Annotated in this window: 19 protein-coding genes; 8 read left to right on the top strand and 11 right to left on the bottom strand. The window is 57.9% G+C overall.

Going from position 1 to position 19868, the window contains the following annotated elements; genetic code table 11:
* The 7 genes from ACW8F6_RS11485 to ACW8F6_RS11515 form a co-directional block, all read left to right on the top strand.
* Positions 1 to 680 (top strand): GTPase (locus ACW8F6_RS11485; RefSeq protein WP_491576011.1); only part of this gene is annotated, 680 nt, incomplete at its 5' end.
* Between the two features lie 132 nt (positions 681 to 812).
* Positions 813 to 1958 (top strand): FtsH protease activity modulator HflK, encoded by a 1146-nt coding sequence (gene hflK / locus ACW8F6_RS11490; RefSeq protein WP_491576012.1) that lies wholly within the window; start codon positions 813 to 815, stop codon positions 1956 to 1958.
* Positions 1958 to 2836, top strand: a complete 879-nt coding sequence (hflC, locus tag ACW8F6_RS11495) for a protease modulator HflC (RefSeq protein ID WP_491576013.1) — start codon at positions 1958 to 1960, stop codon at positions 2834 to 2836. The genes hflK and hflC overlap by 1 nt, the downstream gene beginning before the upstream one ends.
* A gap of 203 nt (positions 2837 to 3039) precedes the next feature.
* A complete protein-coding gene (locus ACW8F6_RS11500) occupies positions 3040 to 3225 on the top strand; it encodes a DUF2065 domain-containing protein (protein WP_491576014.1) in 186 nt (61 codons plus the stop codon).
* 20 nt (positions 3226 to 3245) lie between these two features.
* Positions 3246 to 4433, top strand: a complete 1188-nt coding sequence (locus ACW8F6_RS11505) for an ATP phosphoribosyltransferase regulatory subunit (protein WP_491576015.1) — start codon at positions 3246 to 3248, stop codon at positions 4431 to 4433.
* Positions 4434 to 4447: 14 nt separating this feature from the next.
* Positions 4448 to 5740, top strand: coding sequence for an adenylosuccinate synthase (locus ACW8F6_RS11510; RefSeq protein ID WP_491576016.1), 1293 nt, complete (start codon positions 4448 to 4450; stop codon positions 5738 to 5740).
* Between the two features lie 320 nt (positions 5741 to 6060).
* Positions 6061 to 7980, top strand: coding sequence for a DUF389 domain-containing protein (locus ACW8F6_RS11515; protein ID WP_491576017.1), 1920 nt, complete (start codon positions 6061 to 6063; stop codon positions 7978 to 7980).
* Positions 7981 to 8056: 76 nt separating this feature from the next.
* On the opposite strand, the gene efp is transcribed toward ACW8F6_RS11515, so the two are convergent.
* Positions 8057 to 8623: an elongation factor P gene (gene efp / locus ACW8F6_RS11520; RefSeq protein ID WP_183907814.1), complete on the bottom strand. Its 567-nt coding sequence runs from the start codon at positions 8621 to 8623 to the stop codon at positions 8057 to 8059.
* Between the two features lie 41 nt (positions 8624 to 8664).
* Positions 8665 to 9789, bottom strand: coding sequence for an elongation factor P maturation arginine rhamnosyltransferase EarP (gene earP / locus ACW8F6_RS11525; RefSeq protein ID WP_491576018.1), 1125 nt, complete (start codon positions 9787 to 9789; stop codon positions 8665 to 8667).
* A gap of 115 nt (positions 9790 to 9904) precedes the next feature.
* Here earP and ACW8F6_RS11530 point away from each other — a divergent pair, with 115 nt between their 5' ends.
* Positions 9905 to 10369: an META domain-containing protein gene (locus ACW8F6_RS11530; RefSeq protein WP_491576019.1), complete on the top strand. Its 465-nt coding sequence runs from the start codon at positions 9905 to 9907 to the stop codon at positions 10367 to 10369.
* On the opposite strand, the gene ACW8F6_RS11535 is transcribed toward ACW8F6_RS11530, so the two are convergent.
* The 9 genes from ACW8F6_RS11535 to ACW8F6_RS11575 all read right to left on the bottom strand — a co-directional run.
* Positions 10349 to 10729, bottom strand: coding sequence for a VanZ family protein (locus ACW8F6_RS11535; RefSeq protein ID WP_491576020.1), 381 nt, complete (start codon positions 10727 to 10729; stop codon positions 10349 to 10351). The two genes, ACW8F6_RS11530 and ACW8F6_RS11535, sit on opposite strands and share 21 nt — an antisense overlap.
* A gap of 3 nt (positions 10730 to 10732) precedes the next feature.
* Positions 10733 to 12376: a mechanosensitive ion channel family protein gene (locus ACW8F6_RS11540; RefSeq protein ID WP_491576021.1), complete on the bottom strand. Its 1644-nt coding sequence runs from the start codon at positions 12374 to 12376 to the stop codon at positions 10733 to 10735.
* 70 nt (positions 12377 to 12446) lie between these two features.
* Positions 12447 to 13076 carry a 2OG-Fe(II) oxygenase gene (locus ACW8F6_RS11545; RefSeq protein ID WP_491576022.1) on the bottom strand — a complete coding sequence of 210 codons (630 nt, stop codon included), beginning with the start codon at positions 13074 to 13076 and terminating at the stop codon, positions 12447 to 12449.
* A 380-nt stretch (positions 13077 to 13456) separates the two neighbouring features.
* Positions 13457 to 15805 carry a fatty acid cis/trans isomerase gene (locus tag ACW8F6_RS11550; protein WP_491576023.1) on the bottom strand — a complete coding sequence of 783 codons (2349 nt, stop codon included), beginning with the start codon at positions 15803 to 15805 and terminating at the stop codon, positions 13457 to 13459.
* A gap of 103 nt (positions 15806 to 15908) precedes the next feature.
* Positions 15909 to 16502 (bottom strand): DUF2179 domain-containing protein, encoded by a 594-nt coding sequence (locus ACW8F6_RS11555; protein WP_491576024.1) that lies wholly within the window; start codon positions 16500 to 16502, stop codon positions 15909 to 15911.
* Positions 16503 to 16535: 33 nt separating this feature from the next.
* Positions 16536 to 17333, bottom strand: coding sequence for an indole-3-glycerol phosphate synthase TrpC (trpC, locus tag ACW8F6_RS11560; protein WP_491576025.1), 798 nt, complete (start codon positions 17331 to 17333; stop codon positions 16536 to 16538).
* Positions 17334 to 17356: 23 nt separating this feature from the next.
* Positions 17357 to 18394, bottom strand: coding sequence for an anthranilate phosphoribosyltransferase (gene trpD / locus ACW8F6_RS11565; protein WP_491576026.1), 1038 nt, complete (start codon positions 18392 to 18394; stop codon positions 17357 to 17359).
* A 3-nt stretch (positions 18395 to 18397) separates the two neighbouring features.
* Positions 18398 to 18985, bottom strand: a complete 588-nt coding sequence (locus ACW8F6_RS11570) for an aminodeoxychorismate/anthranilate synthase component II (RefSeq protein ID WP_491576027.1) — start codon at positions 18983 to 18985, stop codon at positions 18398 to 18400.
* A 12-nt stretch (positions 18986 to 18997) separates the two neighbouring features.
* A partial coding sequence (locus tag ACW8F6_RS11575) for an anthranilate synthase component I family protein (RefSeq protein ID WP_491576028.1) occupies positions 18998 to 19868 on the bottom strand: 871 nt, incomplete at its 5' end.

The raw sequence follows: 19868 nt of genomic DNA on the forward strand, positions 1-19868 counted from the left end.
AGTCGACGCTGTTCAACCGCATCACCCATGCCGAGGTGTACGCCAAAGACCAGTTGTTCGCGACGCTAGATCCGACCATGCGCCGGGTGGAGCTACGCGATGTGGGCGCCGCGATACTCGCCGACACGGTGGGTTTTATCAGTCACCTGCCGCACAAACTGGTAGAGGCCTTTCGCGCCACGCTGGAAGAGGCCGCCAACGCCACCTTGTTGTTGCATGTGATAGACGCGCCCAGCGATGAACGCAAGCGCAACATTGAAGAAGTGGAGCTGGTGTTGGAAGAGATCGAAGCACACGAGCTGCCGCAGCTGAAGGTGTACAACAAAATCGACTTAATGGACGATTTTGCCCCGCGCATTGATCGAGACGACCAGGGCGAACCCGTGGCGGTGTGGTTGTCGGCCCAGACTGGCGCCGGTGTGGATCTCCTGTTGCAAGCCATCGCCGAGCGTTTGGGCGATGAAATTGTGCACCAGCGGGTCACCCTGCCCGTGCAGTGGGGCAGGCTTCGGGCTCGCTTGTATCAACACAACGCTGTGTTGGACGAAGTCAGTGCCGAAGATGGCTCCTATGAGCTGGATGTGCGCATCGGCCGCGTGGATCTGTTGCGCTTGCTCAGCGCGGAGCACATCGCCTTGGCGGATTCGCCCTGGCGGAATTTATCAGTCAGCCACCACTAGCGCGGTGGCGGGATGAACAAACGCGTCGATGCAACGGCGCGCGCACTAAAAGCTTGATACACTGCCGGCCCGGAATCCCTCGCAAAAACCCGAGCAGGGCCGCAACTTATTTTTATCTGATGGAGACTGACTATGGCTTGGAATGAGCCCGGTGGTAATAATCAGGACCCTTGGGGCGGTCGCAAAGGCGGCAAGAACGATGGTCCTCCTGATCTAGACGAAGCGCTGCGCAGGTTTCAAGAGAAACTGGGCGGCCTATTTGGCGGTGGCGGCAACAACGGCAGCAGCGGCGGTCCGAGTTTGAGTGCCGGCTTCTTTGGCCTACTGCTGGCCATTGCCGCGGTGGTTTACGGCCTAGCGGGCATCTATAAGGTGGACGAACAGGAAAAATCCGTGGTGTTGCGCTTTGGTCTGTTCCACGAAGAGAAGGGCTCAGGTCTGCGCTGGAACCCGCCGCTGATCGACAATGTCACCAAGGTGAATGTGACCAAAGTGCGTCTGCATTCCGCCAAATCCACCATGTTGACGGAAGACTTGAACATTGTGGATGTAAACCTGTCGGTGCAGTACTCCATTCTGAGCGCCAAGGATTTCGTGATTAACGTTCGCAATCCGGAAAACAGCCTGCGCGAAGCCACGGATTCAGCCCTGCGCCACGTGATTGGTTCAACCGTGATGCACGAAGTGCTGACCGAAGGCCGCACCCAGATTGCCGTGGACGTGAAAGATCGCCTGCAGGAGTATCTCAATGACTACGGCACGGGCATACACGTGGAAACGGTGAACATGGAAGACGCACTGCCGCCCAAAGAGGTGAAAGCCGCGTTTAACGATGTGAACAAGGCCCGCGAAGACGAAGAGCGCTACAAGAACGAAGCGCAAGCCTACCTGAACGGTGTGGTGCCTGAAGCACGCGGTCGCGCGCAGCGCATTATCGAAGAGGCCAACGCCTACAAATCGCGGGTAGTGGCAGAATCCACCGGTGAGGCGGCGCGTTTTGAGCAGCTGTTGGTGGAGTACAAGAAGGCGCCACGGGTAACCCGCGATCGCCTGTACCTGGACGCCATCGAGTCGGTGATGACCAGCAGCTCCAAGATCCTGGTGGACGTTGAAGGCGGCAACAACATGATGTACCTGCCGTTGGATCAAATTACCAAGCAGCGGCAGCAGAGTTTTGAGGGCGCCGATATTTCGCCCGACGTGATTCGCGAAGTGAGTAATCGCGTTCTGGATCAATTGCGTCGTGAAGCCCAATCCAGCCGTCGGGAGGTTCGCTAATGAACGGTAAATCCTTATTAGCGCTGGCAGTCACCGCCGGTGCGGTGCTGTTGGCCAGCAGCATGATGTTTGTGGTCAAAGAAACCGAGCGCGCGGTATTGCTCGAGTTCGGTAAAATGTCCACCGAAGAAATCGAGCCGGGCCTGCACTTTAAAGTGCCCATTCGCGATGAAGTGCGCAAGTTTGATGGTCGCGTTCTGACCCTGGACACCCACCCGCAGAATTTTCTGACGGTGGAAAAGAAGGGCATGATCGTGGATTACTTCGCCAAGTGGCAAATCAAGGACGTGCACAAGTTCTACACCGCCACCGGTGGCGATGAAGCCACGGCCGATCGTCTGCTGGCACAGCGCATCAACGAAGGCTTGCGCAACGGCTTCGCCCAGCGTTCACTGTTGGAAGTGGTGAGCGGCGAACGCGATGAGTTGATGTACCAGCTCACCGACCAGCTGGATGAATTCAGCCGCACCTCGCTGGGTATCGAGTTGATCGACGTGCGGGTTAAGCAAATTGAACTGCCGCCGGAAGTCAGTGGCTCTGTGTATAACCGGATGACCTCGGAGCGCGAGCGCGAGGCCCGCGAGCACCGCTCCAAGGGTAAAGAGCAGGCGGAGTTTATTCAGGCAGATGCCGATCGCCAAGTGGTGGTCATCGAGTCTGAAGCCTACCGCGACGCCGAGCGTATTCGCGGTGAAGGCGACGCCATCGCGGCGGCTAACTACGCCAATGCCTACAACAAAGACCCTGAGTTCTACACCTTTGTACGCAGTTTGAACGCCTATAAGCAGGCCTTTAAGGATAAGCAAGACATTATGCTGGTCGATCCCGACAGCGAGTTCTTCCGCTACCTGAAAGACGCCCAGGGCAAGAGCAAGTAAACCGGGCCTAGCCCTGTTTTTTGTTCAACATTCACCCACAAAGGGTGGTAGAATGCGCCCCTTTCGGTGATCTGCCACACAAGCCAGATGAAATCACCGGGCCCAGTGCCCGGTTTTTTTGTGTGAAAAAATGCCCTGACTTAGCTGTTATTGCGTTTGAGTGGTGTTTTTAGGTGAATTGTGGCGCAAGCGTATGGCGAGTTATGTGGGAAGAGTTGGGTAAGGCGTTTTGTCTGATGTTGGTGCTCGAGGGCATCATCCCCTTTCTGAATCCCGGTCGCTGGCGCCGCCTGGTGGTGACAATGGCCAGGGTGAGCGATCGCCAACTGCGAATGATGGGGCTGGCCAGCATGCTGGTGGGCGCCGGACTCCTGTACCTCTTTAAGTAATTGTATAAGGCCCCCACGACATGACTTACGCTGATCGCTGGTTGCTGCCCGACGGTATTGCAGAAATTCTGCCGGCCCAGGCAGAAGACATCGAACAACTGCGCCGGGACCTGCTCAACTTGTACCACCGCTGGGGTTACGATCTGGTGATCCCGCCAATTTTGGAGTTCACCGACTCGCTGCTCACCGGCCTCGGCCAGGATCTGGATTTGCTCACCTTCAAGGTGACCGACCAGCTCTCAGGTCGCAGCATGGGCATTCGCGCAGACATTACCCCGCAAACCGCCCGCATGGACGCCCACTCCTTCAAGCGCGAGGGCGTCAATCGCCTTTGCTACGCCGGGCACGTGGTACACACCCGCGCCAAGAGCCCGCTAGCCACGCGCACACCCATTCAGGCGGGCGTGGAACTCTACGGCGAGGCCGGCTTAAGTGCCGATATCGAAGTGGTATCGCTGCTCTTGGAGTCGCTGCAGACCGCGGGCGTGACTCAACTCAATATCGATCTGGGCCATGTGGGTATCTACCGTGCACTGGCGCGCGCCATCGGCTTAAATGATACCCAAGAGTTGGCGCTGTTTGAGCTACTGCAGCAAAAGGCGGTGAGCGATATCGACGCCTGGGTTTCCGCAGAAATTGCCCAACCCGGTATGGCGACCCTGATTCGGCAGCTGCCGGCGTTGTGCGGCAGCATCGACGTGCTGGCCCAGGCGCGCGAATTGTTTTCGCGCTTTGTGCCCGAGGCACTGCAGGCCATAGACGAATTGTCACAGCTGGCCGAGGTGATTAGCCAGCGCTACCCCAAGGCCAACTTGTATTTTGATATCAGCGAGCTGCGCGGTTACCACTACCACACAGGCGTTGTGTTTGCGGCCTTTGCGCCGGGCTTCGGCAATGCTATCGCCAACGGCGGTCGCTACGATCACATTGGCGAAGTTTTCGGTCGCGCCAGGCCAGCCACAGGCTTTGCCGTGGATTTAGGGGCACTCAATGCCTTGGGCGATACCGTGGGGCAGTTGGCGCCCGCCATTTTGGCGCCCGAGCCCATCACGGCGGAGGCCTGGGTGGCCATTCAGGCCTTGCGCGCCAAGGGCGAGCGGGTTGTCTGCGCGCTCAGCGACAGCTCCCTGGTGCGCGAAGAATTAAATTGTGACCGCGAGCTGGTGCTCGAACAGGGTCAATACCAAGTTAAACCACTTAGTCAGTAAAGGTTAATTACGTCATGGGCAAAAACGTCGTTGTATTGGGCACTCAGTGGGGTGATGAGGGCAAAGGCAAGATCGTCGATCTGCTTACCGATCAGGTTTCCATCGTGGCCCGCTTTCAGGGCGGTCACAACGCCGGTCACACACTGGTCATTGGCGGCAAGAAAACCGTGCTGCACCTGATTCCCTCTGGCATTTTGCGCGAGGGCGTGTCCTGTTTGATCGGCAACGGCGTGGTGCTTTCGCCCGAAGCCCTGATGACGGAAATGAAGGGCCTGGAAGACAGCGGCGTACCCGTGCGCGAGCGCCTGCGTCTGTCGCCCGCCTGCCCGTTAATTTTGCCCTACCATGTGGCGCTGGATCAGGCTCGCGAAGCGGCCAAGGGCGATGCCAAAATTGGCACCACCGGGCGCGGCATTGGCCCGGCCTATGAAGACAAGGTGGCCCGTCGCAGCCTGCGCCTGGGCGATTTGTTTGCGCCTGCGCGCTTCGAAGCCAAGCTGCGCGAAGTGATGGCGCTGCACAATTTCACCCTGACCGAGTACTACAAAGTGCCGGCGGTAGATGTTGAAGAAGTCTTGGCGCTGGCTAAGGTATGGGCCGAAGAGCTGAAGCCCATGGTGGCCGATGTAACGGATATTCTGCACTGCGCACGCGAGCGCGGCGAGGGCATTTTGTTCGAAGGCGCACAGGGCTCATTGTTGGATATCGATCACGGTACCTACCCCTTCGTCACCTCGTCTAACACCACTGCCGGCGGTACCGCCACCGGTTCGGGCTTTGGCCCCTTGTACCTGGATTATGTGCTGGGCATTACCAAGGCCTACACCACGCGCGTGGGCTCAGGCCCATTCCCCACCGAGCTGGAGTGCGAAGTAGGTCAGCACCTAGGCGTAAAGGGTCACGAATTTGGTGCCACCACCGGCCGCAAGCGTCGCACTGGATGGTTTGACGCCGTCGCCGTGCGCCACGCCATTCGCATTAACTCCATGTCGGGCATGTGCTTGACCAAACTGGACGTGCTAGATGGCCTGGAGACGGTAAAAGTGTGCGTGGGCTACCAGAACGCTCAGGGCGAGACTATTGGTGTACCCTGTGATGCCGAGGGTTGGGCCGAAATCGTACCTGTGTACGAGTCCATGCCGGGCTGGAGCGAGAGCACTGTGGGTGTTACCACTCTTGAAGGTTTGCCCGAAAACGCACGCAACTACATCAAGCGCCTGGAAGAGTTGACGGGAGCGCCCATCGATATTGTTTCCACCGGCCCCGACCGTGTCGAAACCATTGTATTGCGCCATCCTTTTGCGTAATTTAGATTGGGTTTCGCAGTCTAAAGAGCCCGGCATTGCCGGGCTTTTTTTTACAATCGGGCTCGTGCCCGTTAAGCCGATTATCGAGTTTCAGAGTCCCATAGTCCCATAGTCCACCCAGGCTACATTGCCTGCGCCAAATCCGCGTGGTTTTACGTGTTGCTGTCATCGCAGAGCCTTAACAAAGCCTTTGCCGGTGGCCCGCGCAAGGATTGCTGGAGACTTTGCTAAAGCACACGGTTGCATATTGCGCTACTTTGGATGCAGGTCTTATATTACGCGCGATTTCCCGCCTCGCTCAGTCTCTCCAGGAATCCCTCATGTCCTATGTGCCCCAGGCAGTTCTGATTATCAATGAATGTGTGACCGATCGGCTTAAGCAGCAGATTAACGAATTTGCCTATTCGCACGGCATCGCCTTGACGCTGATGCCGGAAGATAGCTTTTACGCCCGCCCCCCCCAGGCCGGCTGCCACCTATTGGCGGTGTTGGACATCGACAAGGCACACCGCTATCTCGACTTGGCCGCGCGACACAAGTTCTCGCTGGGTGTCATTCCGGCGGAGGGGCAAACCCGATTGTGCGAGTGGTTGCGCTTGCCTTCGTTGCTTGACGATGCCTTGGCGCTGGCGTTTTCATCGGACCACCCGCCCGTGGAGTTACTGCGCTGCAACGGAGAAATTGCCATAGGCATGATCACGTTGGGGACCAATCCTTTCATAGACGGCCGCAGCAAAGTATTTCGCGATCGAAACCAGTCGCGTGTGAAACGCCTGTTGTTTTTGTGGGCCATTGTATGGCGCAGTGTTTTGAGTCTATTTCGCATTCAGCCCTTTGCGGCCACCTTGAAGCTGGCCGATGGCGCCGCAGTAAACACGGCGATTACCGGCATGGTGGCTATTGAAAACGATGTGCGAGGCCCGGCGGCGCGATTACTGGGGCGGCACTTGAGCGTCGAAAATGGCTTCATTAATGCAATTTTTATCGCGCCCAAATCCATTTGGGCCTATCTCGCGTTTTTAAAGGATGCACTGCTCTATAAAAACCAGCCGCTTGCCAAACTCAGCGATGCGGTGAGCTTCATTCGCTGCCAATCTATTGTGGTGGAGTTGAAGGGAGAGCGCGATTACTTTGTGGACGGGCGCCGCAGAACTGCGGAAACCTTGGTTATGGCGGTAGAACCCAACGCCCTGTGTCTCAATGTGATGCCGCCTGCGGTAGATCAGAAGGAATACAAGGAATACACCCGCACCGATAAATTGCCTCGTGGTGACGAGCAGCTAAAATTTATCGCCAATGCACTGCCATTATTTACCCACGCGGCGGAAACAGATTTTAAAGACCTGTTTATTCAGTTGCGTGAGGTGGCCAGGCCGCACGATACGTTTATCACGTTAATGGTATTGAGTGCGGTGGTGGCCAGTCTGGGGCTGTTTTTGTCCAGCCCAGCGGTCATTATTGGCGCCATGGTGTTGGCGCCGTTGATGTCGCCGATTATTTCGCTGGCGATGGGCTTTTTACGGCAAGATCGCACGCTGCTGATTCAGTCGCTCGAAACCATTGGTATCGGTATGTGCCTGGCACTTGGCACAGCTGCCTTGGTTACGCTAATGATTCCGCTAGACCGCATTACTGGCGAAATCGCTGGGCGCTTGCAGCCCAACCTGTTGGATTTGGGCGTCGCGATTGCGTCTGGAATTGCCGGTGCCTATGCCTATGTGCGCGAAGATGTGGCCAAGAGTGTTTCCGGCGTGGCGATAGCTGTGGCGTTGGTGCCGCCCTTGTGTGTGGCGGGTATTGGACTGGGTTGGTTGGATTGGCAGGTTATCAATGGCGCCATGTTGTTGTTTTTAACCAACTTGGTAGGCATTTCGCTAGCGGCGGCGCTGACGTTTCTCATTTTGGGGTTTGCGCCCTTGGAGCGCGCCCGCAAAGGGCTGATGTTTTCGCTGTTGTTAATGTGCGTTATTGCCATCCCTTTATCGGTTGCCATGTGGGACATGGCGCAGCACTGGCAATTGGAGCAGCGTCTGGCCGAGTTGGAGGTAACCGTCGGCGGCAAGCGCGTGCAATTGGCGGACTTACAGGTGCGTATGCACAGCGAGCACACCGTCATAGTGGCGGACGTATTGAGCGAGCAGTTGTTGTCGCGCGAGGAAATGTCGGAACTCAAGCGATTGCTGGAACAGCAGACCGGTCAGGCATTGCAATTACAGCTAAAACCAAGGGTTGTGCTGTAGCTTTACACTTGGCGACCGGTAGTCGGCGCATAAAAAACCGGCGCAAGCCGGTTTTTTTATCGAGCGAGAGCGGGCATTAGCCTTTGGCGCGGCCCTTGAACTCGCCGGTACGGGTGTCGATCTCGATAGCTTCACCGATTTCGATAAACGCGGCAACTTGCAATTCGTAGCCATTGTCCAGCTTGGCCACTTTCATGACCTTGCCAGAGGTATCGCCGCGGGCGGCTGGCTCAGTGTAGGCCACTGTGCGCACGATAGTGGTGGGCAGTTCGATAGAGATGGCCTTGCCTTCATAGAAAACGGCTTCGCAGGTTTCCTGCATGCCATCGACGATAAAGTTGGCGGTCTCGCCCAGGTTTTCCTTTTCCACGTCGATCTGGTTGTACTCTTCGTCCATGAAGACGTAGAGCGGATCGGCGAAGTAGGAGTAAGTCACTTCTTTGCGCTCAAGAATAATGGGCTCGAGCTTGTCGTCGGCCTTAAATACAGGCTCCTGCGACGCACCTGTAATCAGGTTTTTTAACTTCATTTTGCAAACAGCAGCGTTGCGACCGGATTTATTGAACTCCGATTTCAGCACAACCCAGGCCTGACCATCGAGGTTCATAACCTGGCCGGCGCGGAACTCTTGAGCAGTTTTCATAGCATATTCACCGAAATTTAAGGCGTTAAAAACGCGCAGTACTATACCTGATTGGTGCAAAATTGCACGATATTTGACGCCAGATCCCCCTGCTCACACAGCTGCTGACGCCACTGGTACGCGTGCTGCTGCCAGCGGGGCAGCTGGTCGAGCAGGTCGTGCCAGGGCGCGCTTGGCTCGGCTTGGGGCTGGTTCCACAGGGTGTGGGCCAGTGCAATCTGCGCCGTTAAAGGCGCCTCCAGCCCGGCCAGGTAAAGGTCGAGAAAGGCCGCTAGCTTGACCAGGTGTGTGGCTTCTTCCTGTGGGTAGATGTGCCAGATCATGGGGCGGCCCAGTACCTGGCTGCGCACAAAGGATTCCTCGCCGCGTACAAAATTCAGATCGCATAGCGCCAGCAGCAGGTCGTAGTCGGGCTGGCTCAGGAAGGGCAAGCCTACCAGCTGTAGGTTGCCGCGCTGCTGGCACTGCTGCGGCGCCAGTGTGCTACTCAGCCAGCGATTAACGCCCTCTACCATACGGCCCTGGGGCACTAGCAGGGTGATCGGCGTCCGGTAGTGGCTGAGCGAGGTGAGTAAATCCGGTAGGGCGGCATTCTCGTAGGCAAACAGGCTTAAGGTGAGCTCCCCCGCTTGGGCTGGCGCGAGCCCTAATTGCGAGCGCCATTGGGCCCGCCGGGGTGCGTCGGCATCGGTTAGCTCGGCCAGAGCCGGCTCCCACAGCAGCCCCCCGGTGCCCGGCTCGAAACCGGGGAAGAAAAACGTTTTGCGCAGCCCGTGCACGGGCGATTGATTGAGGTGGTAGTCCTTGACCCAGGCTTCGGCGCTCAGGTATTCCAGGTTCAGCCACAGGGGACGGCGTTCGCGCATGGCCGCGATGTAGCGCTCTGGCAGGTGGCAGCCAAAGGCCTCGATCACCACCTCGCCCGGCGCTACCTCGGGCAGGGGTTCGCGCCAGTGGCGCACGACTACGCCCTGGATTTGCTGACTGGACTCAGTCGTTGCGACGGCCGGGCACAGGGCTTGAAAGCTCGCCAAGTCATCTACCCAAAGGGTGACCTGGCAACTAAAGCGGCGCTGTAGTTGCAGCGCCAGGCGCCAGCAGACGCCGATATCGCCAAAATTATCAATTACGCGGCAGAAAATGTGCCAGTCTGTGGGTGTTGTCATGTGGAGTCCTTGCAGCTGAGGCATTATAGCCAGGTCGCGCGGGCAGTGTTGGGGAACTCGGCGCCACAGCCGGCGTCTGATAGCCATTCGCGAACAGTTTACGAGGGAATTACGCATGGGTATTTGCAGGAGGATTTGGCTGCTGGGGCTGGGCATAGGGTTGAGCGCATGTGGCTCGGCGCCGGCACCGGCGCCGGTGCAAGCGGTAACCATGGATCAACTGGCGCACCATCGATGGGTGCTGAAAACGATCGACGGCGAGCCTGTGCCGGGCAATAAACTCGGCGCCCACGGCAAGGGTTTGGTGCCGGAGCTGGACTTCGGCGAGCGGCCCCACGTGGCGGGCTATGCCGGCTGTAATCGCTTTAAGGGGCAGGCCGAGCTGGACGATGCGGGCCGCTTTCGCGTACAGCACCTGGCCACCACCATGATGATGTGCCCTGAAGCCTCCATGGCATTGGAGCGCCGTTACACGGAATTTCTGGGCGACTGGAGTCAACTGCAACTGCGCGACAACCAATTGTTGCTTACCCGGGATGGCCAGCAGTGGGTTTTCAGTCTATTTGACTGGGTGCAATAGCCGCTCTATCCCGCGATCCAGGTGTCGGATTAGCCAATGGTACAAGCCGAGCCCAACCGCAATGCCCGCGCCATTGGCGAGCAGGTCGCGCAGATCGAAGCTCCGCAGGGGTACAAAATGCTGGCCTATTTCTATGGCGAGCGAGTAGCCCAACAGCCCCGCAAACGCCTGCCAGTGGCGTGCGCGCGGCAGCGCCAACATGATCGAAACGCCGGCAACCACATAGCCGGTAATATGCAGCACCAGGTCGTTGACACTGGCCAGGGTGGCGCCCGGCTGGGGCGTTAATCCCAGCCAGGTAAACAGGCCAAGGAGCAGGCCAAATTGCAGGCGCTTGAGGCCTCGGTAGTGTGTCAGCATGATCTATTGCGGTGCCTTTTCGGTGTGGTAGATGTGCAGGTCGCGCTGAGGAAATGGAATACTGATGCCCACTGCATCAAATTGCTTTTTCACAGCTCGGGTGACATCCCAATAGACGTCCCAATAATCTTCCGTCTTGACCCAGGGACGCACCACAAAATCCACCGACGACTCGTTCAAGGTGTGCAGCTTTACCACTGGCTCGGGGTTGGCAAGCACCCGGTCGTGTTGCTCGAGAATCTGGGTGAGCACAGCCTCGGCGTGATCCACGTCGTCCTGGTAGCCAATGCCAAACACCATGTCTACTCGGCGCACCGACTGCGCGGTGACATTGCGAATCACATCGCCCCAGATTTTATTGTTGGGTATAACCAGCGTCTGGTTGTCGAAGGTGAGCACGGTGGTGGACACCAGGCTCATGCTTTGCACCTGGCCCTTAACGCCGGCCGCCTCGATCACATCGCCTACGTCAAAGGGGCGATAAAATAAAATCATCATGCCCGAGGCAAAATTGCCCAGCGTATCTTGCAGGGCAAAGCCCACGATAAATCCGGCCACTCCCAGGCCCGCCAGAATCGGGCCCACCGAAACGCCAAGCTGCCCCAGCGCGATCAGAATACCCACAAACATCACCAGCCGGCCGGCTAGTTTCACCAGCATGTCTTCCATCAGTGAAGACACCTGCATGTTGGAGCGCCGTAAACTTTTTTGCAGCAATTTACTGATCGAGCGCGACAGCAGATAAAACAGGCCCAGAATGGCCGCAAAGACAATTAATTTGAAAAATAAACCGGCGCCATTGTGTTTGATAAAGCGCAGGGTATCCGCAAGCCAGGCCTGCGCTAAACGCTTGATTAAATTGGCGTCGAGAATGTCGGCGGTAATGTTGCCCGTGGTGCGAATTAGCAGTTCCTGGTAGCGCCCGGTGTCCAGGTTGTTGTCGCGTAACAGCCCAATCACCACCTGCAAACTGTGGGTGATGAGGGCGAGTTTTTCCTCGAGCGCCCGCTTGCGATCTCCGGTGTCTTTATCGTCCGGGCGGCTTTCCAGATGGCTGCTGGCGTTTTCAATGTCTTTTTGCACTAAGCTGATCTGACCGGCCAGAATTTCCGCGCGCTGGCTCAGCGATTGATTGAGAAAGCGTTGTGAATCGCTGTTGTTCAGCCCCAGCTCTCCCAGGTTTTCGGCGTGCTGGCTGAGTGCGGTAAGGCCTGTGTCGATAAATTCATTGTGCTCGCGGAAGGCCGCCAGCCATTCGATGGAGAGTGGCTGATAATCGCCGTCGAGCGCATCTATTTCACTTTGGCGGTCTTCTACGGCGCGCCGGATCAGTGGCCCGATGCGCAATAGTTTGGGGGCCAGCTGCTGTTTTACTTGGGTGACGTCGAGTCCCGCCTCCGTATCCTCGATGAGCGCCAGGGCCAGTTGATCGTAAACCTCCAGCAGTCTGAGGTGTCGCTGCACTAGACGGACATCCAGCGAGGCCTGGCTTTCGCCGGTGAGATGTTGGCGCTCGCTGCGCAGCTGCGAGATCTCTTGCTGCAGCGTTGTCGATTTTTCTATGAGCGACTGCGTATATTCCGACTGCGCCAGGGCCGAACCGCACAGGCCCAAACTTAGCAGCAGTATCCAGGTCAAAGGTTTCATCTGTGTCCCCCAGGTTGGCGGGCGCAGCGCGCCCCGTCAGTGCGGTCATTCAACCACACTTCGGCGGCGGTTACAGGGGGTTGGCGGTCTCCAGATTGCGTCGGAACCAGCCGGCAATGGAGTAGCGGTCGGTGATGGCGGGCAGCACTTCGTGCGGGAAGCGCTCGCTCCAAAACAGCAGCAGGTCGCCGCCTTTGGGCGCAATCTGGTCGATGACGGTGTCGTCGCTATCGCTGTAGAGCACCAGTTCGCCGCCGTCACCGGGACGCCACGCGGGATTAAGGTAGCAGACGCTAGTCAATACGCGCGCCCCGCGCCCGCGCAGGGCGTCCACGTGCTTGCGGTAAAAAGCGCCGGGCGGATAGTGCGCAAAGTGGGCCTCGTATTCAAACAGGCCGGCAAAAAACGTGCGGTTAACGGCGAGACGAATGGCTTCCATCTGGGCCAGGTACTCTGCCTGCGGCGCCGATTGACCGTCAAACCAAATGGTTTGGTCGCGCCGAATCTGGGCGCGCGTCTTGCCGTCCAAGCCCACGCCCGCGCGCTGCCAGTCGTTGCTTTGCATCGCCTCCCAGCGCAGCTGGGCCACCAGCTCGGTCGATAAAAAGTTGGGCAGCAGCACCCAGCCTTGCCGGTGCAGGCTGTCCAGGTAATCGGAACCGTCGCCGCCGGTGCCGTGTGCGTTTTGAGCCCTTGTCATGGCGTAGTCCAGCTAAATGGGGGCGCGATTGTAGGGCTGCAGGTGCGTGGGGTACAGTATTTTTTGGATAAAAATTGAGCCGCCCCGGTCAGGTGGCTGCCGGTGTGCGGCAGGTGTGGCGGGCGCACCTGGGCTGCCCGTCCTTCGACGGCTCTAAACCTCAGAGTAAGACATTATTATCGATGAGGCGCTTTGGAAAGCGGGCGCATTTTAAGCCACTTTGTGCAGGTCGCCGGGCGCGCGCGTTATAAGTGCGGCCCGGTCGGGCTTTTGTACTTGAACTGGATCAAGCTTTGGCATTTTAGGCCGGCACCGGCCGCCCTCGGCTGGTACGCCCGTAAATCAAGGGGGGCGGGCTTTGCGAGTATTGCGAACAGTTGTTAACGGTTTTCCATGCGATTGTAATCGAGCAGGCCATAGCCAATGGGGTCGCGTGCGCGATACAAGCGGTGCACTCGGTCGCTAAAGGCCCAGAACTGCGGGGCATTGCGGCGCACGCCAAAGGCGTCTTTAAGCGATCGGTAATCGCGCTCGCTAGCGAGGCCGCGCAGCGCGCCTTCGAAGGCTGAAATGGCATTGGCGTGCAAGTGGAAAAACGCATTGGGGTAATAGGTGAGCACACCCTCGGCCACGCTCAGCGTATCTTCCTCGGGCAGTCGATTGTGGTGCTCCAGAAGCAGGCTGGTGATATTGCTGTGCGATTTATTGAGTGCCAGGGTTACCAGTACTGGTTCGTAAGGGGCGGGTTGTTCGATGAGCAGCAAACTGGTGTCCGGCAGCCACTGCAGGTGTTTGCCGCGTTGGCGCTGTAGCTTAAGCAAAGCCTCTTGAGTAGCCGGCGCCAAGCGTAAATTGCCATGCAGGTTGTGATCGAGGTTGCGCACACCATCTAGGTGGCGCTGCAGCTTGTCGAACAGTTCTTGCTTGGGGGTGTCGGTGTTAAATTGCACCTGCGTCTGCCAGTGATTGTCCAGTTCCAAGGTTTTGAAATAGGTGTAGGCATCCTCGTGAGCGCCCCGGTACCAATAGGCCAGCTCCGCCTTAGCGGCATCGGTGGGCAATAAGTTTAAAAAGTTTTGCTCGCCCTCCATGCGCAGAAAATCCATGTAGGTGCGGGTAAGCAGTTGGTGGCCCACATTGCCGTACACATCGAATCCGGCCACCAGCAGGTAGTGGATGCGCTCTAGTAGTGGGTAGGTGATGACCCAGGCGGTCTTGGGGGCTTCGCCCACCAGGCCCTGCACAACGGTGGCGCTGTCAAAGTGGCGCATGACGGTCAGTGCCGCATTGGGGTTGTGGCCATCGCCCTGCCAAATCATTTCCAGGCTCGGGCCCTGGTATTGAGCCATGGTATTTTTCAGCATTTGATTGCGGGCCTTGAGGTAGGCTCGCTGGTGCTTGGCGTAGGTCAACCAGCCGAGTGCACCGGCGGTGCTGTCGCGCTCGGCTGGGAGGTTGAGCTTGTCGCTATTGGCCGCTAGAAAGCCGGCGAAATCGGCCACGTCTGGGTACTCGGGGTCCACAAAAAAGACCCAGAATTGATCGTTAATGACATTGAGTGCCGTTTGCCCGCGGCACACCGGCCCCTTGATAAAGCCCATAATGGTGAATTGCGCTTCCTCCAGCATGAAGCGATAACGCGCCTTCACCGGCAGTGCTTCAAAGGCTTTAAAGGGGTTGGCGGAGGTCACTGGGTCGTAATCGGGCAGGGCCGTTACGGTGTAGTCGGCATCTTTGAACCAAGCCTGCCAGCGCGCGCGTTTTTGCGCGTCCAACCGATAGGGCATGTGGCTCTTGGCGACAATGCTGTCGGGGTTGGGGATCAGTCGGTAGTAAACCCGCGCCACACCTGGCGCATCAAAGGGCCGGCGGCTGACAATGCGCTGCACAGGCGAGCCGGGCGGGGTGCTGGCGCGCACCAGTTTGAAAAATTGGCGGCTGTCGCCCGCGTCGAAATAGAGGTTTGCGAGATACAAATGTTCGTAAATGTAACGGCCCATGAGCTGGGTTTTTAGATCGGGGCCGTTTAAAAACGCCTCCCAGGCCTGCACCTCAGCCTCGAACTTGTGGCTGAGGTCTTCTTGCATGGGGGTGCCCTTGGTAATCCAGTCACTGAGCAGTTGGTGTTCCGATTCGCTGATGGCGGGCATGCCATAGGGCATACCGCCTTGGGGGAAGCGCTTGGCATAGCGGTCGAACTCTTCGGCGCTGGGGCAGCTTTGTTCCCTGTCGATACCAAAGTCAAATGTATCGGGTAGCGGGCCCTCGGCGGGCAGTGCGACTTGCTTTTTTAGCGACAGCATTTGCAGCATGACGCTGGCGGCTTGATTGGCTTCGGGAGATTGTGCGCGCTCGTTTAACACCGGGAAAAAGCCCTTCTCGCGCCATTCGGCCGCCGACTGCGCATCGATATGCAGGCGCGTCAGGCTGGCTGCCAGCAGCCGGGTGCCGTCGTAAACTTTGGTTTTGCTCGCGCCTCGCTCGAGCCCAGCGGCGGATTCCAGTTTGAGTTGGCAGGGCGCATCGTAGCAGCCGTGGCAGACTACGCAGCGATTTTCGAGCAGGGGTTTAATGGCGCTTTGATAGTGGCGGTAGGCGTCGGTGGTTTCTGCGTTGGTCTGCACGCGGTTGGCCGGATCACTGGTGCCAAACCGGTCCAGTGGCGATGCCAGCAGCAGACTGCACCCGGCGACGAGTGTGAGCAATAGGGTGCAGCTGAGTTTGCGCATGGGTATTCCCGATAGTAGTTAGTGATTGGCAGGTCAGGCTAATTTAACTGGCAAGTGATCTGCCGTCGCGCGCAGCGCTAATATCTGGGCGCCTGCTCGCCGATTACTTGCGTTTGCCGATGACCCGCCAGCCGGCGTTAATCAACGGTTTGTCGGCGTGTAACATCTGGGCGACATCGAATTGTTTTTTGATGTCGGAGGTGGTGTAAAACGCCTTGGGATCAATCCGGGCAATCAATTGACAGAGCGCAGGTATGCGTTTACGGCTTTCGGAAATCAATAAAATTTCCACGTCCTGATCATCGTCGAAGCGGGCCGCCAATTCGATAACCGAGTAGTTGTGTTCGCGCAGTATACGGGCCAGACAGATGTCGGGGTTGTGGGTCACTACGCGCACCAGCTCTCGGCCCATGGCGAGTTTGGCTTCGAGGGTGATACCCACGTAATTGCCGGCTGCAAAACCGCCGGCGTAGGCCACGGCCAGGTACCATTTGTCCAGATGAGTGATTACCTGGCTGGCTGCCACAATCCATAGCAGTACTTCAAAAAAACCCACCAGTGCAGACAGGGCGCGATAACCCCTGAAAACCATCAGCGTGCGCAGGGTGCCCAGACTGACATCGGTTAGGCGTGCGCAGAAAATGGCCGCGCACAAAAGCGCGGGATGCTGGTGCAAAAATGCCAGCAGTTCGGTCATCGGCAGGGGCTCGCCATCAGGAAATGCGTGTCATCAGTTAAACATTTCCATCAGCCGACGGCCGGGTTCTTCATCGCGCATAAACGCCTCGCCCACCAGAAAGGTATTCACATTGTAGCCGCGCATGATTTTAACGTCGTCGATATTGTGAATGCCCGATTCGCTGACGACGATGCGGTCGTCTTCGATATAGGGCAGCAGCGCAAAGGTGGTATCCAGGCTGGTTTCGAAATTATGCAGATTGCGGTTGTTAATGCCGATCAATTTATTGGGTAGGTCCAGCGCCAAGTCGAGCTCGGCGCGATCGTGCACCTCGACCAGTACATCCATGCCCAGTTCGAGTGCGGTGGTGTTTAAACTCACCAGCTGCTGCTTGTCCAAGGCGGCTACGATCAACAAAATGCAGTCGGCGCCGATGGCCCGCGCTTCCACCAGCTGGTAGTCGTCGATCATAAAGTCCTTGCGAATCACCGGTAGCGTGCTGGCTGCGCGAGCCTGCTTCAGGTAGGTTTCCGAACCTTGGAAAAAATCGGCATCGGTGAGTACCGACAAACAGGCGGCGCCACCTTTTTCGTAGCTTTTGGCAATTTCCGTGGGGTCGAAATGCTCGCGAATCACGCCTTTGGAGGGCGAGGCCTTTTTGATTTCCGCGATAACAGCCGCCTGCTGCTGGGCCAGCTTGCGCTCGATGGCCGCCACAAAGCCGCGCGGCGCACTTTGCTGCTGCGCCTCGTTTAGCAATTGTTGTGTACCGATTTTGCGCGAGCGCTCGGCAATTTCCTGTTTTTTACGCGCTAGAATGTTGCGCAGTACCGTGGGTGTAGAAGACATAAGCAAACCTGTTTGTGGTGCATTTAGAGCGCGCGCAGGCACTCGGTAAACGCGGCCAGTTCTTGAATTTTTTCCCGGGCCAGGCCAGAGCCGATGGCATCTTGAGCCATGGCCACGCCCTGCGCGAGAGAGTCGGCCACGCCGCTGACATAAATGGCGGCGCCAGCGTTAAGCGCAATAATATCTGCCGCTTTGTTGGCGGCCGGGTGATCGCGCTTGCCCAGGGCGTTGCGAATTAACGCCAGAGATTCTGTGGCGTCGTGCACTGACAGGCCATCGAGCGAGGCCGGTGCAATGCCAAATTCGGCCGGGTCGATGCGGTATTCGGTCACCGCGCCGTCGCGCAACTCCGCCACCAGGGTAGCGCCGCTGAGGGAGATTTCGTCTAAACCATCGTCGGCGTGTACCACCAGCACGTGCGTTGAGCCCAGGCGGCCCAGAACTTCGGCCATGGTGCGACACAGCTCGGGTTTGAAAACACCGATGACCTGGCGCTGCACCAGCGCGGGATTGGTCATGGGGCCCAGCATATTAAACAGGGTGCGCAGCCCCATCTCGCGGCGCGGCCCAATGGCGTGCTTCATGGCACTGTGGTGGGCCGGCGCAAACATAAAGCCCACACCCAAGGCATCAATGCACTTTTTAACCTGTTCGGGTGTCAGATCCAAGTGCACCCCTGCGGCTTCCAGCACGTCAGCACTGCCCGTAGAGGACGACACTGAGCGGTTGCCGTGCTTGGCAACGCGTACACCGCAAGCGGCCGCCACAAAGGCGCTGGCGGTGGATACGTTGAATAGATTGGCGCCGTCGCCGCCGGTACCACAGGTGTCAACCAAGTGGGTTTGGTCAATCTCCACCCGCGCGGCCAATTCGCGCATGACACTGGCGGCGCCGGTGATTTCGTCGACGGTTTCGCCCTTCATGCGCAGGCCCATCAACAGGGCGCCAATTTGTGCGGCGGTGGCCTGGCCGGTCATTACCGCGCGCATAACTTCGGTCATTTGCGCCTGGCTGAGTGAGGCGCCGCCGGCGATATGATTGAGTGCTGCTTTCAAATCCACGGCTTAGCCTCCCTGCGATTGTAGAAAGTTATCGAGCAGCGCATGGCCCTGCTCTGAGAGGATGGACTCCGGGTGAAATTGCACGCCCTCCACGTTCAGGCTTTTGTGGCGCACGCCCATAATTTCGTCCACCCGCCCATCGTCGTGTTGGGTCCAGGCAGTCATTTCCAGGCACTCGGGGAGGGAGTCTTTGTCGATTACCAGCGAGTGGTAGCGGGTACACACCAGCGGATTTTTCAGCCCCTTAAACACGCCCGAATTGTTGTGATAAATGGGCGAGGTTTTGCCGTGCATGACCTCTCTGGCCCGCACAATTTTGCCGCCAAATACCTGCCCAATGGATTGGTGGCCCAGGCAAATACCCAGGATGGGCAGCTTGCCGGCATAGGTGCGGATGGCTTCGACCGAAATGCCGGCCTCGTTGGGCGTACAGGGGCCGGGCGAAATCACCAGCCGCTCGGGTGCCAGATCTGCAATATCCGCCACCGAAATTTCGTCGTTGCGAATGACGTTGACCTCGGCCTTTAGCTCGGCCAGGTATTGCACCACGTTGTAGGTAAAGGAGTCGTAATTGTCGATCATCAGTAACATGTCATAGCTCCTTTACAGCACCATATCGACGGCGCGGAACATGGCGCGGGCCTTGTTCATGGTTTCTTTCCATTCCAATTCGGGCACCGAATCGGCCACCACACCGGCGCCGGCCTGAATGTAGAGGGTGCCATTTTTAATGACTGCAGTGCGAATGGCGATGGCGGTGTCCATGGCGCCGTTCCACGCCAGATAACCAATAGCTCCGCCGTAGATACCGCGCTTTTCGCTTTCGAGTTCGTCGATAATCTCCATGGCGCGAATTTTAGGTGCGCCCGAGAGAGTGCCGGCCGGCAGCGCGGCGCGCAACACGTCCATGGCTGTTAATCCGGGTTTCACTTGGCCGGTCACATTGCTGGTAATGTGCATCACGTGGCTGTAGCGCTCCACCACCATTTTATCGGTCAGTTTTACGCTGCCGGTTTGGCTCACGCGGCCCACGTCGTTGCGGCCCAGGTCGATGAGCATTAGGTGCTCGGCGACCTCCTTTGGATCGTTGACTAAATCCTGCTCGAGCGCGCGATCTTCCTCCTCTGTATGACCCCGCCGGCGCGTGCCGGCAATGGGGCGCACGGTCACTTCGCCGTGCTCAAAGCGGGCCAGAATTTCGGGGCTGGAGCCCACCACCTGGTGATCGCCCAGGTCTAAAAAATACATGTAGGGCGAGGGATTTAGGCAGCGCAGGGCGCGGTAAAGGTTGAGCGGTTCGGCGTCGAAGGGGATAGACAAACGCTGGGAAACCACCACCTGCATGGTGTCGCCCGCCAGTACATAGTCTTTGATTTTTTGTACGGCGGCGTGAAAATTTTGCTCGCCAAAGCTCGAGGTAAAATCTGATTCGCGGGCCGCTTGACCCTGCAGCCGCATGGGGGCAGTGGCCGGC

This window comes from Simiduia sp. (genome assembly GCF_058345725.1).

What these genes read in the sequence shown, in the direction of transcription:
- ACW8F6_RS11535 (WP_491576020.1), bottom strand. Translation starts at nt 10,729, where the DNA reads ATGCTGACACACTACCGAGGCCTCAAGCGCCTGCAATTTGGCCTGCTC.
- efp (WP_183907814.1), bottom strand. Translation starts at nt 8,623, where the DNA reads ATGAAAACTGCTCAAGAGTTCCGCGCCGGCCAGGTTATGAACCTCGAT.
- trpC (WP_491576025.1), bottom strand. Translation starts at nt 17,333, where the DNA reads ATGTCTTCTACACCCACGGTACTGCGCAACATTCTAGCGCGTAAAAAA.
- ACW8F6_RS11550 (WP_491576023.1), bottom strand. Translation starts at nt 15,805, where the DNA reads ATGCGCAAACTCAGCTGCACCCTATTGCTCACACTCGTCGCCGGGTGC.
- ACW8F6_RS11570 (WP_491576027.1), bottom strand. Translation starts at nt 18,985, where the DNA reads ATGTTACTGATGATCGACAATTACGACTCCTTTACCTACAACGTGGTG.
- earP (WP_491576018.1), bottom strand. Translation starts at nt 9,789, where the DNA reads ATGACAACACCCACAGACTGGCACATTTTCTGCCGCGTAATTGATAAT.
- ACW8F6_RS11545 (WP_491576022.1), bottom strand. Translation starts at nt 13,076, where the DNA reads ATGACAAGGGCTCAAAACGCACACGGCACCGGCGGCGACGGTTCCGAT.
- ACW8F6_RS11500 (WP_491576014.1), top strand. Translation starts at nt 3,040, where the DNA reads ATGTGGGAAGAGTTGGGTAAGGCGTTTTGTCTGATGTTGGTGCTCGAG.
- ACW8F6_RS11505 (WP_491576015.1), top strand. Translation starts at nt 3,246, where the DNA reads ATGACTTACGCTGATCGCTGGTTGCTGCCCGACGGTATTGCAGAAATT.
- ACW8F6_RS11540 (WP_491576021.1), bottom strand. Translation starts at nt 12,376, where the DNA reads ATGAAACCTTTGACCTGGATACTGCTGCTAAGTTTGGGCCTGTGCGGT.
- ACW8F6_RS11510 (WP_491576016.1), top strand. Translation starts at nt 4,448, where the DNA reads ATGGGCAAAAACGTCGTTGTATTGGGCACTCAGTGGGGTGATGAGGGC.
- ACW8F6_RS11555 (WP_491576024.1), bottom strand. Translation starts at nt 16,502, where the DNA reads ATGACCGAACTGCTGGCATTTTTGCACCAGCATCCCGCGCTTTTGTGC.
- hflK (WP_491576012.1), top strand. Translation starts at nt 813, where the DNA reads ATGGCTTGGAATGAGCCCGGTGGTAATAATCAGGACCCTTGGGGCGGT.
- ACW8F6_RS11530 (WP_491576019.1), top strand. Translation starts at nt 9,905, where the DNA reads ATGGGTATTTGCAGGAGGATTTGGCTGCTGGGGCTGGGCATAGGGTTG.
- hflC (WP_491576013.1), top strand. Translation starts at nt 1,958, where the DNA reads ATGAACGGTAAATCCTTATTAGCGCTGGCAGTCACCGCCGGTGCGGTG.
- ACW8F6_RS11515 (WP_491576017.1), top strand. Translation starts at nt 6,061, where the DNA reads ATGTCCTATGTGCCCCAGGCAGTTCTGATTATCAATGAATGTGTGACC.